General features: G+C 42.3%; 20 protein-coding genes. 4 read left to right on the top strand and 16 right to left on the bottom strand.

Annotated elements, in window-relative coordinates:
- Positions 1 to 470: 470 nt before the first annotated feature.
- The 4 genes from KAI36_RS16885 (at position 471) to KAI36_RS16900 (ending at position 2,600) form a co-directional block, all read left to right on the top strand.
- A complete protein-coding gene (locus KAI36_RS16885) occupies positions 471 to 773 on the top strand; it encodes a hypothetical protein (RefSeq protein WP_220025487.1) in 303 nt (100 codons plus the stop codon).
- Positions 766 to 1,317, top strand: a complete 552-nt coding sequence (locus KAI36_RS16890; RefSeq protein ID WP_220025488.1) for a hypothetical protein — start codon at positions 766 to 768, stop codon at positions 1,315 to 1,317. Before KAI36_RS16885 ends, KAI36_RS16890 begins: the two co-directional genes overlap by 8 nt.
- A gap of 96 nt (positions 1,318 to 1,413) precedes the next feature.
- The gene (locus tag KAI36_RS16895; protein WP_220025382.1) at positions 1,414 to 1,710 is read left to right on the top strand and encodes a transposase; all 297 of its coding nucleotides are present in this window, start codon (positions 1,414 to 1,416) and stop codon (positions 1,708 to 1,710) included.
- Positions 1,707 to 2,600, top strand: a complete 894-nt coding sequence (locus KAI36_RS16900) for an IS3 family transposase (protein WP_220025381.1) — start codon at positions 1,707 to 1,709, stop codon at positions 2,598 to 2,600. The genes KAI36_RS16895 and KAI36_RS16900 overlap by 4 nt, the downstream gene beginning before the upstream one ends.
- A gap of 68 nt (positions 2,601 to 2,668) precedes the next feature.
- On the opposite strand, the gene KAI36_RS27380 is transcribed toward KAI36_RS16900, so the two are convergent.
- The 16 genes from KAI36_RS27380 to KAI36_RS16980 all read right to left on the bottom strand — a co-directional run bounded on the left by KAI36_RS27380 (position 2,669) and on the right by KAI36_RS16980 (position 12,808).
- Positions 2,669 to 3,286: a glycoside hydrolase family protein gene (locus KAI36_RS27380; protein WP_258382186.1), complete on the bottom strand. Its 618-nt coding sequence runs from the start codon at positions 3,284 to 3,286 to the stop codon at positions 2,669 to 2,671.
- Complete coding sequence (locus tag KAI36_RS16910) at positions 3,286 to 3,552, bottom strand: phage holin family protein (protein WP_220025489.1); 267 nt, start codon at positions 3,550 to 3,552, stop codon at positions 3,286 to 3,288. Before KAI36_RS16910 ends, KAI36_RS27380 begins: the two co-directional genes overlap by 1 nt.
- A gap of 2 nt (positions 3,553 to 3,554) precedes the next feature.
- Positions 3,555 to 3,845, bottom strand: coding sequence for a hypothetical protein (locus tag KAI36_RS16915; RefSeq protein ID WP_044649346.1), 291 nt, complete (start codon positions 3,843 to 3,845; stop codon positions 3,555 to 3,557).
- Positions 3,846 to 3,866: 21 nt separating this feature from the next.
- Positions 3,867 to 4,088 carry a hypothetical protein gene (locus KAI36_RS16920; protein WP_220025490.1) on the bottom strand — a complete coding sequence of 74 codons (222 nt, stop codon included), beginning with the start codon at positions 4,086 to 4,088 and terminating at the stop codon, positions 3,867 to 3,869.
- 58 nt (positions 4,089 to 4,146) lie between these two features.
- The gene (locus KAI36_RS16925) at positions 4,147 to 4,500 is read right to left on the bottom strand and encodes a hypothetical protein (RefSeq protein ID WP_220025491.1); all 354 of its coding nucleotides are present in this window, start codon (positions 4,498 to 4,500) and stop codon (positions 4,147 to 4,149) included.
- A gap of 35 nt (positions 4,501 to 4,535) precedes the next feature.
- Positions 4,536 to 5,315 carry a BRO family protein gene (locus tag KAI36_RS16930; RefSeq protein ID WP_220025492.1) on the bottom strand — a complete coding sequence of 260 codons (780 nt, stop codon included), beginning with the start codon at positions 5,313 to 5,315 and terminating at the stop codon, positions 4,536 to 4,538.
- Positions 5,316 to 5,558: 243 nt separating this feature from the next.
- Entirely contained in the window at positions 5,559 to 5,921 is a 363-nt protein-coding gene (locus KAI36_RS16935; protein ID WP_220025493.1) for a hypothetical protein, read from the bottom strand.
- Positions 5,922 to 5,945: 24 nt separating this feature from the next.
- Positions 5,946 to 6,308, bottom strand: coding sequence for a hypothetical protein (locus KAI36_RS16940; protein WP_137062651.1), 363 nt, complete (start codon positions 6,306 to 6,308; stop codon positions 5,946 to 5,948).
- Between the two features lie 468 nt (positions 6,309 to 6,776).
- On the bottom strand, positions 6,777 to 7,163 hold the full coding sequence (locus KAI36_RS16945) for a YjcQ family protein (RefSeq protein ID WP_220025494.1): 387 nt from the start codon (positions 7,161 to 7,163) through the stop codon (positions 6,777 to 6,779).
- Between the two features lie 267 nt (positions 7,164 to 7,430).
- Positions 7,431 to 8,027 carry a stalk domain-containing protein gene (locus KAI36_RS16950; protein ID WP_220025495.1) on the bottom strand — a complete coding sequence of 199 codons (597 nt, stop codon included), beginning with the start codon at positions 8,025 to 8,027 and terminating at the stop codon, positions 7,431 to 7,433.
- A 64-nt stretch (positions 8,028 to 8,091) separates the two neighbouring features.
- A complete protein-coding gene (locus KAI36_RS16955; protein WP_220025496.1) occupies positions 8,092 to 10,236 on the bottom strand; it encodes a phage tail protein in 2,145 nt (714 codons plus the stop codon).
- Between the two features lie 12 nt (positions 10,237 to 10,248).
- Complete coding sequence (locus KAI36_RS16960) at positions 10,249 to 10,878, bottom strand: phage distal tail protein (protein WP_220025497.1); 630 nt, start codon at positions 10,876 to 10,878, stop codon at positions 10,249 to 10,251.
- A gap of 33 nt (positions 10,879 to 10,911) precedes the next feature.
- A complete protein-coding gene (locus KAI36_RS16965) occupies positions 10,912 to 11,052 on the bottom strand; it encodes an XkdX family protein (RefSeq protein WP_220025498.1) in 141 nt (46 codons plus the stop codon).
- Positions 11,049 to 11,408, bottom strand: a complete 360-nt coding sequence (locus KAI36_RS16970) for an XkdW family protein (protein ID WP_220025499.1) — start codon at positions 11,406 to 11,408, stop codon at positions 11,049 to 11,051. Before KAI36_RS16970 ends, KAI36_RS16965 begins: the two co-directional genes overlap by 4 nt.
- Entirely contained in the window at positions 11,405 to 12,379 is a 975-nt protein-coding gene (locus KAI36_RS27385; RefSeq protein ID WP_258382187.1) for a pyocin knob domain-containing protein, read from the bottom strand. The genes KAI36_RS16970 and KAI36_RS27385 overlap by 4 nt, the downstream gene beginning before the upstream one ends.
- Positions 12,380 to 12,397: 18 nt before the next feature.
- On the bottom strand, positions 12,398 to 12,808 hold the full coding sequence (locus KAI36_RS16980; protein WP_220025500.1) for a phage tail fiber protein: 411 nt from the start codon (positions 12,806 to 12,808) through the stop codon (positions 12,398 to 12,400).
- Positions 12,809 to 12,815: the final 7 nt, after the last annotated feature.

Here is a 12,815-nt window from a genome sequence, read left to right on the forward strand (position 1 = left end):
AGTCAAGTGAAGTAGTATTATCCAACAATTCTTTTCACAAAATTAAATCCAACACGCTTTAGTAATTATGACCAACAGGATAAAGAGCACCAAAATTGCACCCGTCGATGTGAAAGGACAAAAATGTTTTGCCTTATGCTCATGTCCACATTCACTCACATGAACTCCTCCTTTTTTAAGTTACGGTATATAGTATGTGTCCTTAAAGAAATTGACAGGGCTACACGGCAAATCACAAAAACACCCCACCAGCTTAGCTAGTAGGGTGTCACCGATGCTTTCGGATTGCACAACGGTGCTTCCGTATGTGTTGTTATCAGTATAATTGGTATGGGTGATTCTGTAAATACTTTTACAATCGCGGTTGTTAAACGCCATTCAAAATTTACTATATTATAGTGGAAGATATAGCCAAATAGAGACTTTTGATTTACAATGGGACTATTATCTTACATATGGGAGTGCTGTTGATGGGTAAGGAATTTAAGGTGAAGTTTGTTAAGGATAAAGATTTAAAAAGATTTCATACTACAGGTGTTCTAACATCATATAGTAGAAACATGTTCGTAATTCACCTTCTTGAAGAAGTATCACCTATACTTCAGGAATTTACTATCGTGGATGGCTCCACTTCTGATATGACCCTTGAGGATGGAGATGCAATAAATTATATTCATGCCGCGTTGTCAATAGCTCCAGAAAATTTGCCAAACATTATCGAGTCCTTGCAGATACTCTACGATAATTATATAAGTCAATCTGACGGTGAATAAAATGGGAAATGCAAATAAAATATACGGCCTTCCCTTTAGTGAGGTTCAAGCTATTGCTATAACTATGCAACAATACCAACTATATATCGACGACACGATCAAACGTGTTAAAATGGATGTAGGGGATCTAGCCCAGGATAGTGAAGCAATAAAAATGGCTATAAAAGAGATTTTATCAAGCAATCAAATTTCCTCTACAAAGGAGGACGGAAATATGCAAGAATCAATTGTTGAGTTAAAACAAAAAACATCATCTATTGAAAAAACTGTTGGGGATATTAAAACAGACGTTGCCGTTCTTGAAAATACAGTTAAATTAAGTTTTGAGACAGTAAATGCTACTCTCAGCGAAATCAAAAAAAGTCTGGACGATATCAAAAAACCACTTGCCGAAATGACTGTTCAGATCGCTGAGGTAAATAAAGATGTTTCAACAATAAATAGTAAGCTCCAAGAGCTAGTAACAAACAAAAAATTCTATATCACATCAGGTCTGACTATTCTCGGTCTAGCGGTAACTATTTACAGATTATACTTTGTGTAATAAAAAGCAGGCCCCAAGCGATTATGATATGATCCCCTCATAGTAGACAGAAAAGAGCAAGCCGACTAATCTGTCTATTATGGAGGGGATTTTTCTATGGGAGTAATAAGAAAAACTTACGATGTGAGCTTCAAGAAAAAGACAGTGGATCTGTACCTCAACAAGGGAATCGGATATAAAAACGTGGCACGAGAAATGGAGATTGACGCTTCGCTGGTTCGCCGATGGGTGAGACACTTCAAAGCCGAGGGAATGAAAGGTCTAGAGGAAAAACGAGGCAAAGCAAAAGGGCCTGGCATCGGCAGACCTCGAACACGCCCCGAAGATCCGGAGGTCAAGCTGAAACGCCTTGAAGCAGAAAATGAAATGCTAAAAAAGCTCTTGCAGATGTGAAAGGAGGAATGGAGGCTGTACCCAAGAGTAAAAAGTTTGCGGTGATCCAAGAATTGCTTAGTAAGGGACATAGCATCGTACTACTATGTGAACTGGCCGGAGTATCCAAAAGCGGCTTTTATAAATGGATAAAGCGAAAGATGTTCGTTTCACAAAAACAGCGGGAAGATGAAACCATGAAGCTAAAAATCATGGCTTGTTACGAGAAATTGAAAGGAATATACGGCTACCGCAGGGTGAAGGTTTGGTTGAATCGAATCTATGGCATACATATAAATCATAAGCGTGTACGGAGACTTATGGGTGAACTAGGAATCAAGGCGATCATTCGTAGGAAGAGACCTTACTACGGCAAGAAAGAAGCCTATGTCATTTCTGGCAATCATCTAAACCGGGAATTTAAGGCCGACCAGTTGAATCAAAAGTGGGTAACAGACATCACTTACCTCATATTCAATGGACAGAGGCTCTACCTTTCCGCGATTCAGGATCTTTTTAACAACGAAATTGTTGCCTACCAGATCAGCCGCAGAAACGATTTGAGCCTGGTGTTGGATACAGTGAAAAAGGCAAGGAAGCGACAGGATGCGCGAGGTGTTCTACTGCATAGCGACCAAGGATTTCAATATACCTCTCGCCAATATACCAACCTGCTCAAGCGATACGGAATACAGGCCAGCATGTCCCGAAAAGGGAACTGCTGGGACAATGCATGTATAGAAAACTTCTTCAGTCATTTTAAAACCGAGTGTTTCTATCTCCACGCCTTCCATTCAGCTCAACAGGTGGAGCATGCTGTTCAAAAGTATATCCATTTCTACAACCATGAACGCTTTCAAGAGAAACTAAACAACCTGACTCCTTATGAATACAGGACTCAGGCTGCTTAATTATTGCTTTTTGATAGCTGTCTACTTGACAGGGTTCACTTCATTATGCCTAGGGCCTACTTTTTATTTTACTTGCTTACTGTAGCCGTATTAGTCTTGCCATCCCAACCAACAGTAGCTCCTAATGCCTCTCCTAATGCTCGTAGCGGTACATATGTTTTTCCACCAATCAGCAAGCCATCTGCAATAGGCTTTCCGTTTACAAGCACCTTTGCCTTGTCCATTGTCTCATCCTCCTTAGTATCTGCGACAGGCTTGTTGAACAAGCCCCACTCTGCATTCCTACGCCGTGTCAGGCCTGCCAGCACCTTACCCCCAGCCTTATCGTATTTCATGATGCTCTGAGCGATCTGGGAAGCTGTACGACCTTTGCATAAGGACTTCAAGTTTCCAGCTCCGCAGTTATAGCAAAAGCTCACCAGTGCATCGAATTGATTTTGATTGAGGCTGTCTGTTATTGGCACATAGGCAGGGTTGTTTACATAGAACTCATATTCAGCCATATCCTTAACTAGCATTGCATCAGCCTGAGCTTGAGTGATGACGGATTTAGGCTCAACATCTGGACCATAGTGCCCCCATCCGATAGTCCAGAATTGCTCAGTAGGTACAGGCTTGTAGGCGTACAGTCGGCAGCCTTCAAAATGCTTGATTAAATCAAGGCCCGCTTTCGATATTTTCCGCATTACTTGTCAGCCCCCTTCTTTGTTTGCTTTACCAGTTGGTTGCCATAAACAGCAAATGCCCCCGCCAGCACGCCCTGGATAACAGCCTGTGGACCCCAGCCAACTATCCAGACCGTTAGAATCACAGCAACACCCGTGACGATATATACAATGCTCCAGTCCGGCACTTTAGGCGTTTGCTTGATCCCTATACCAATAACCCAACAAACAGCTACAACGATTAACAATTTAGGGTCGATTAACGACCATACTGTATTCCAATCCATTGTTAAATTCCTCCCGTTTCTTCTTTTCGATCAAGTCGTTTATGAGCCTGTTTCGCTGATTCTTCAACCCGCGTAACCCGTTCGGATAAGGCATCAATCCTTTGGCCCTGCACCCGCTGTTCGAGCCGAATGTCGTCCACGCCGCGCTTGATGTAATCAACATCCGCACGCTGCAAAGCTTCCGCTCCCGCCTCTTGAATGATGTCTTGCCGCATTGACCTGCTGCGCCCGGCCCAACCTAAAATAATCCCACTAATCGCAGCAATTAACGAAAAAATAACTGTAATATCCATCGTGTTCCCCCGTCTCTCTGTTCAGGAAACTTTTCCTGAGCTATCATCATCTGTTTTCTGATCTTTTTCTTCTTGGGCCTGTATTTCTGCTAAAGCACTTCCTACTGCTATATCCAAACCTATAAGTATTTCTTTCCGGCGTGCTGGCTGCGAAGCAATGACAGCAGAAATAACCTCCGTCAATTCCTCAATCGGTCTGGTTAGATCTAGTTGTATATCCAATGTAGATTTTATTTTTGCCACGGGTTTCATCACCTCCTCAAGACGCAAAAAAGACACCTTTTTAAAAAGTGTCTTATCGTTATTGATTTGCCATTAAAACGCCTTCTGCCGGGATAACGCCGCTATTGAACCAGACAGCATATCCTTTACCTACAATACACATAATGAATTGAGACTCGGTTATATTTTTCGAAAATTTATGTTTTTCAATTTCAAAGGAAAAAGTAGTGGACCCCAACTCCAGAACTATTGCGGCTCCATTCCCATCTCCTTCATAAAGCTCAGGAACAATTTTTTCATCAACCATCCCCATCAGCGGATCGGCTTGTCCCTCGACTTGAAACTCCAAACTACAGGTCGATCCGAACTGATTGATGATTTCAAACAGGCGCACAATTTCCTTTGGTTTAGATTCAATCATTTTGTCTGACACAATTCATCTTCCCTTTCTTGTAGGTTACGTGTATGTTACCTTACGTTCAAATCATACAGTTCCTGAGCAAGCTCTTTCACATCATTCTCATAGAGCTTTGCCGCAATTTCATAAAGCTCTGGAACCTTCTCCATCACTTTGTCGATATAGTCAATTTTGTTCTTAAGCTTCGGCTTATTACTCTCGTTATAACGATCCAACCGAGCAGACAAATTGATGTGATATTTCATCTCGAATTGTTTGTATAGCTCACGCCAGCGCTCTTGATACCTTTTTCCACCTCTACGGACAACCCTGTTCAAAATTTGTCGTTTGGCGGCAAGGTCGATATCATCAACCAGCCCGACGATAACCGTCTCTTTATATTCAATTTCTTCACGCTGAGACTTGATTACTTCGTTCTGTTGTCGCACGACCGCTAAAGTCTGTTTGAACATGGCTCTGGTTTGATCATCCGCAAAAGGGAGATATGTTTCGATGAATGCATTTTCGTTCGCTACGTATCCTCCGGTCTTTCTAATGGAAGGTAGGATCTCATCTGCCACCTTAGCCTGAAATACTTCAGCAGCTTCATTTCTCGCTTTCATTGCAAGACGATAGAAAACATTCTCAGGTATAAAACCATCTTTCTCAACTTGTTGGGAAAATCCAATTTCATTCAGATATCCCTGTACCCTTGACCAGCGAACAACTTCGTTGCCACTTGTGGCTACGGTAGTAAATCCTAGGCCACGCGCCACATCCTCTAAACTCAATTGTGCCGTACCGTTACCGTCAATAAATCCTCGCACTCCGTGAATTGTAAGTATATCCATTACTGATCTCACCTTTCTTTGTACGCAAAATAAGCCCCTGAGTTATCAGAGGCTTTCATACTTGTATCTTAAATTGGTTCGATTGCTATAACGCTGCGGATTTTTAAGGAAAGAGCAAATTATTCGTTTTACAGGAATTCTAACGGGCAGGTCTTCAGAATAGCAACTACCGGCTGTCATATTATTGCTTATTTTATTCAGTGCACACAGCATTGCACCGACTCCAACTCGCGTTGTTATTCATTAGGGAACTGGAGTAAACGCCGCAGTTGGTACCGTTTCCGAGCCGAGGACCCTTTGAGCGTCAATTAGATTGCCATTTTCATCCATCGTGAAGATGTTAGCCGTAAAATCGCTGCCTGAGGTTGTATCTGCTTGTAATTCATAACCCAAGGCTCCGGCAATACTATAAGTCTTAATAATATTAGAAAGCGGAGGCACTGAAAATAGTTCATGAGCAATAGGTGTTTTCGGCAGCCCGTTGCCAGTGATTATGAAAACTTCTAATTGAACCATAGGTATTTGCACCGTACTGCTATTTCGGATTGCCAAAATGAGTGTTGTTGCCAACCCATTATTCTGAATGGGTCCCGACGTCCTTGGCATCTGTGTCCCCTCCAAACCATTATTTTATGGAACAGGCGTTAATTGAGATATTTCCTGGCTCTCGCTGCCCAGTACTCGCTGGGCTCCAATTATACTGCCATTTACATCTGTTGGGAATATATTTACTGTTAAGCTGGTCGTGCCCGTGACATTATATTGAACTTCATATGCGGCAGCACTAGAAAGATTGAAAGTTCGAATAGAAGTAATCAATGGAGGCACTGAAAAAAGCTGATGGGCTACGGGTGTTGAAACACCCTGAATCGTAAGAAACACTTCAATTTCGACAACACCGGCAGTGCTGAGATCATCATTGCTTAGTAAAATCGTTACAATTTCAGCTGGATCGGAAATATTATTCCATATAAGACTAGTGGTATTTGCCATATGCTTTGGCTCCTTTCCGGGTGTACTTTGAAATATATAAAGAGTATATGCCAGCAGAAAATAATCGGATTGGATGAAGCACGAATTTTAAACGGATGCGTTAGTTGAACAAGGTTAGATTTTGAGCTGGGATGATTGAAGTTACGCCAACTTACCAAACAACTGACTCGATCACCACGATGTTCTATTGAACTATTGGGAAACGATAGTTCAATAGAACATCGGCAGTCCAGGATTTTATTTTCTCGTCTATGGCTTCCGTTGTTTCAATTATTGGAGGCATTCTAATAGTTATTTCACTAAGACTGAGAGGCTATATTATTCTACAGCGGGTTTTGCTTCCATAATATCGTCTACCTTTATAAAAGACATAAAAAAACCTCTCCAAACCTAAGAGGTTTTTTTATGTCTTTATTGTATTTTGATTATAATGTGGTAATACTACAGATCTCATACGATGTGATCGTATTATTTGAGCATTTCCGACACTACTCTAGCCCCGAAATCTTTAAACTGGTCCCATCCCCATTTCCCTGTTTTCTCCAGCAGACCCTTTACTTTTTGTTCTCCAGAAAGCGTTTGGTCTAATTGAGCCTTGCTCTCTATGTAATCTATGCCGAATCTGGTCATTTTGCAGTATTTAACGTTAACCATTAAAGGAATAGTACCATTTCCTCCATGTGTAATAGTGGCATCAGTTATAAAGCCTTCATTGACAAGCTTTTCAACTGCAACCTTAAATACATCGTTTTCCAACCCCAAACTACTAAAAGTGATATTCGCCATTTCAGGTATATCCTTTTGATATTCTGTGTATATTGCAATCAATACCTTTTGTTTAGCATCAACTTCCATGTGATCGCCTCCTGAATTACTTAATTCTAAGGCGAGAGCGGCTTTCCCTCTAAAAATCATTCTTTCTTATTCTGTCCAAATGAATATCTCTTTTCATGAGATGATAATGTCTTGATTCATTATGATAGCGAAGCCAAAGTTTATTCCACCAAGAGGCAAGGATTCTCATACGTCGTCACCCTCTCTCATAATAGTAAAAGCCCTCCGTTTAAGAGGGCTTTTGTGTATACAGTATATAATTTGTTTGTTGCTGGATAACTACGGATTTTATTTAAGGGAAGCTATAGCTTTATTTATTTCTTCTAGTTCAGTCTTATATTTAGCAATAGCGCTCTCAATGCTGTCTAATTCCTTCTTTGTTTTGGCCACATTCGATTCTCTAATGGCTAATGTTGAAGAACTTACTGATGTTTTCGACAATTTATCAGCAATCTCAAGTTCATGATTTAGCTTTTCTTTACTGTTTTCAGACTCTGAAATATATTTTTCTAAATCAGATTTCCTCTGTTCCAACTTCACTATGCTCCAACCCGCATACTGTCCTTCTGTTTTTATCACTCCATCAGTTTCTGACAAAGAAGTTGTTTTTGTATCAGTAGATGAATCTGTACTTATTTGAATTGTTTTTCCGTCCAATTTTAGATTCGCCCCTAATGAGTCGGTTACAGCTCGTAAAGGAACATGTGCCTTTCCGTCTACCACAATGGCATTTTCGGAAAGAGAATTTCCATTTACCTTGACTGAATATTCCCCAGCTACCTTTTCTCCGACTAAAGATTTGATTTGATCAGCAAATGCGCTGCTAGCCGTAGCAACAACCGCGCCGATTAATACACCACTAAGTAAATAAGACCATTTCTTCATGAACCGTGCCTCCTACATAGTATATATGTCCTAATATTACCATTGGTAGGAGGTGCAGTAAACATTATGTTGTCGAACTAGTACCAGCAGGAATTTTAACAGTTGCAACTGTCCTTGTTCGACTAAACAGTTTCAAATTTCTTGATGATGGATCAAATGTAGCGTTCACAATCACATCATCGTACATATCACCCCTCAATGAAGCAGCATCGTTCCTCAATTCTCTAATTGTATCCCCGAGATTTTCAATATTTTCAACTCCAAGCTTAAGCCCGCTTACAGTAGCGTCAGTAAAATTAATCTCATTCTGAAAATAAACCATATCATCAGTAGACTTAATATATACCCCGCCCATATTGCCTACATGAAATCCGTTCGAGTCTCCGAAAATACTTCCTCTTGGACTTCCATTATCCATAAACAGCAGCCCGCCACCATCATTATACTGCCCCAAAGAAATAGACTCCCCACCCCTTGAGTTATAAGCAGTCAAGCCATTGGAGTTTATCTCTATGCGTCTGCCTTCCCTGGCTGTACGAAACAAAGCCCCTGTAATAATACCGCCTTCTATTTCATTACCGATCAGTTTACTACCACGTATTGTACTTGCATTAACTGTACTGGCTCTAATATCTGAAGCATTCATTTCTGAGTTTTCGATCTGGCCTGTAAGCTTGATTGATCTTGCTACTACATTGCCCTGCATATCTACCTTGAACGGTGCAATAGTATAGTCGTCGTTTCCGGCACTAATTCCGTCGGTATTGATTTTGGTTACGTTATTACCGCTACCAATAACCAAAGAAACGAAACTACCAAGTTGTCCAATAATCTGTTCTGCCAATACTCCACGAGCGGTTATAGCAGCACGGATCGTTTTCCATCCATCTGTTGATATGCCTATCCCTTTTGAGGTCAGACGTACTTGTTCCAATGGATTTGTCTTTTCTTGAGCCAAGATTCCGCCTTCTGGTGGATAAATCAATTCCGTTTTACTATTATTGATATCAATGACAGCTTGTTTGGCATAGGCTTCAAAAACTTCTGTTCGGATCTTTCCGTTACTAAACGAGTTGTTAACAATGTTCTTACTTCTCTCTAAGTCACTGATAATATCCGCATAGTCCCGTAAATTGACATTGGATATCGTAGGCTCACTGTGTTTGTCACGGCTATAGGGATACTCTGTAAGCTCTGTGATCCGAGCTTTGAGTTTGTTCATATCCATAGCCGGGTCAATGCACATTACATTGTCGCCCAAAGCTGGTTTAGGTTCAGTATTGTCTATTTTGAACAGGTCCGCCGTCGATACAGTTACCTCCAGTGTCACGTTTTCCTGTTCAGCAAGCGCCTTGCGTGTAGCCTTTAGCAAGTCCTCTGGTTCCTCTATGTCCTGTTCAATGATTTCCCCATCATAAAAAGGAACTGACTCGCTGGCCCAATACTGAGCATAAGGAGATATCAAATAGTTCACCGCCAGCTTTCCATTTACAATCGTTCCTGGTACGCCGGAAAGCAAACTCCGCTCCTCGTCGGTCAGTCTGGACGCATCCATTCCAATAAATGTGCGTCCATCCTTCATCTGAGCGAACATTCGTGTGACCAGAGACTCACCCTTGTCTTTAAAGCTACTGGATACGATATTCTTTTTAAGCCGGTACTGTAATACGCTGTCGGTTCCAATCTTTTTTCTCAGGTTGATAGTGAAGTTGTCTGGTTCGACCTCGCACTCATACATTTGAATGATCTTGTTAAGCGCTTCAAGACAAGTGCCGCGTCCGAAGTCCTTAACGTCATGAAGGTCGAATGTGTCGTGTATAACAAACTTGAATCTTCCACCTGTAGCCGTTGTAATCAGGTCAGTAAGCTGGCTAATATGGATACCATAGGCTTCTGTGATATAAGACGCATAAGAGAATTTGAAATCATTTAATTTAAACATGACATGGTTACAATAGATATTCGCCGTTAGCTTCCTTCCCTCACGTGATCGGCTACGAGACTGAATGACATAAAATTGACCACGCTCATCTCGAACGTGGCCCTTGATTGCTATTTTCTCACGATAATCCTCACTGGTCATCGGTACCATAAATGTTAATTCGTAATCGCTGTTAATCCTGCGCCGCCGCTGAATGTCGTAGCTATTTACTAGCGTCCCAACGCGCCGCATGTTTTTATCAAACACTTGCATAGTTGGAGTAGCCATAAGTCACCTCACTTAATATAAGAATTTATCCCGGTGTGTAATACGGAACACAACCGTCCGGCCTGTCTCTGGGTCTGTCCAAGTAAGATTGTTATTGCCGAGATTTAAGTCAAAGAAATCACCATTATACAAGTGAGAAACGTTTTGCCCATTGCGAGTGATCTTGAACTTACCTGAGTCAATGACAATTACCTCTCCCGGCCTGAACACATCCGTGAATTCAATGTAGTCGGTATGGAATTTCGACAGTTCTGTCGATATCCTTCCTTCCCCGGACATAGGTACAGACTGCACCAAGATTTCGCGGATATAAACAGCATCTGACATACGTCCCTCGCCCGACATCGGTACAGCTTCCAAGGCATACTCACGTACAAAATCAGCCTGCGCCTGACCTTCACCGGACAGATTAGCTGCTGCTGTCATGTCCAAATTAAAGTCCAAAATGTATTCCGTTACTGTACCGGGTTCATCCACATTAAATGACATAAGATTGAAGGCATTGTCGCCCTCAGATCCATCCGTCTCCAGCTTCCGCGAATACATTTGCCCGGAACCAGAAAGAGATGCAGAAAGGTCAATAATGTTCCCCTCTACATCTCCTGTATTAAAACCAAGGCTATTAAATGCACCATTAAACATAGCGTCCTCCTAACTTGCTAAGGAAAATTTTCCTTATGCAAAGTCCAAGCCTGTTATGGTCTTGTATTCTTCTGGACTGATCTCTCCAAACTGATTACCTTCCGTTTTGACTGCACCTTTAAGCTGCTCCGCTGTTACCCAACGCCACTTAAAAGCAAGGCTCCAAAATGTCATTTACTTTCAGCTCCTTTCAGGTTTATAAGTTCCAGTTTAGTTGTTGCCAACTCCGCGCCCATACTGGTTAGTAACTGATTCTGCTGCATGGTTTGAAGCTTCAACTGTGCAAGCTCCTGACCAAGCAGCTCCGCACTGGTCGGCTGTACGGAGCCCTTTACGACCAAGCCACCATCTTCTGCTGTTTCGATCTCACGCTCTTCGATTACTGCGCCTTCGGGTAGCGGATTAGTCGGTTGTTCCTCATAAATTGGTTTCCCTTGTTCGTCCAATCCAGTCATTATCGGTTGTACTCGGTAATCCCAAGGGCCAATATTAATCACTTCTCCATTTAGCATCACGCATTCTTTTATCATATGCCTCTCCACCCCGTATTCCCCGTACCAGTCTGTTTAACATAGAGCGTGGTATTCGCTCCACCGTTTAGGTTTCTGTACAAATATCCAGTAGGAGCAGTTATGCTACCCTCGGGACTCCCCACGCCTGATAAAATTGAAACTGAAGCATCTGTTAAATCTCGCGACCATGGATACCAAGTTGCATCTCGCCGTGTTCGCATAAAAGTGGATATTCCGTTCGTAGAATCAAACTTAATTGCTATCTGAATCACAACATCCCGATCAGATCCACCGCGCAATACAATAACAGTGAAAGTCCCTGTTGTCCCATCTGGGGAATCTGTAAATCCTGTACCACTGTAAAAACCTGTATCCGTTAAAGTGTTCATGCTTACCAGATATTTTGGTATAGTTGCACCCGTGTCTCCAGTAAGCTTAAATTTCTGCCAAGCTTTTGCATCGACGTAATTCTTGGCATTCGTCTCCGCCGTATTTGCTTTAGCCTGCGCCCCCGATACCGTTTCTCTACTGCTAGCCAGATCATAGACGACTTTTACCACACTCTCAACAGCCGCTACATTGTCCCGTGTTCCATCAACAGCCTTGGATAGCTGAGTGATGCCTTTTTGGGTTAAAGAGGCGTCTTGAGTCTTTTCAGTTACAGTGGTATTTAAAGTAGTAACCTTCCTGTCGATCTCCAGAATGTTATCCTGCGCCACCTTAAAATCCGATGCTGTAAAATTACGTGCAACCCTTGTACCAACAGGCCACGCACGGGCTACACCCTCAAATCCTCGCACACAGCCTTTTAACACGTTTTCCTCTACTGAGGTGTATGTGATAGTTTCTGCCACGTCCCCATTGCCCAAAACAGCGATTCCCTCGCCTTGAAGCAGTACAGACGCATTAGCAACTGTAATTTCCGTTTGTTTGTCCGTAATCAATTCGGTCAACTCTGTTTTAGGAGAATTAACAACTGGTGGATACATTTTTTCCACGCTTAACACCTACCCTTCGTCTACTTTGATTTGCCCTGCTAAGAAGCGCAGCGTGTCATTTGTTTGAACCGTGCGCGGCGTTTTGACAGCGCCGTGATATACAAGATTGCCCCCGGTTGCCGCTGTGCGGATACCAATATGAGTTACCAAGCCCCAATCTGCTCCAGCGATAGGGAAAGAGACATCACCCATGCTGGAAGTAACAGCCCTGCGATCCGCGATAACTGGTTCAGAAAACGTCACCGCTCGCCGCGCATAGCCGCCGCCGCTTACCTCCTGTCCTGTATCCGCATCCGTTGGACTACTGGTGTACAAGGCAATGTACAGCGTCTGCGGTGACGCAAAATTAATACCACGCAAAGCGGCGTTGATGCAGGCCGTTTTCCACCAGTTGCTTTTACTTAAAAGTATGTCTGCCAATATAAAG

Origin of the sequence: Paenibacillus sp. S02, from assembly GCF_019454065.1 — a bacterium.
Lineage (GTDB): Bacteria > Bacillota > Bacilli > Paenibacillales > Paenibacillaceae > Paenibacillus > Paenibacillus polymyxa_B.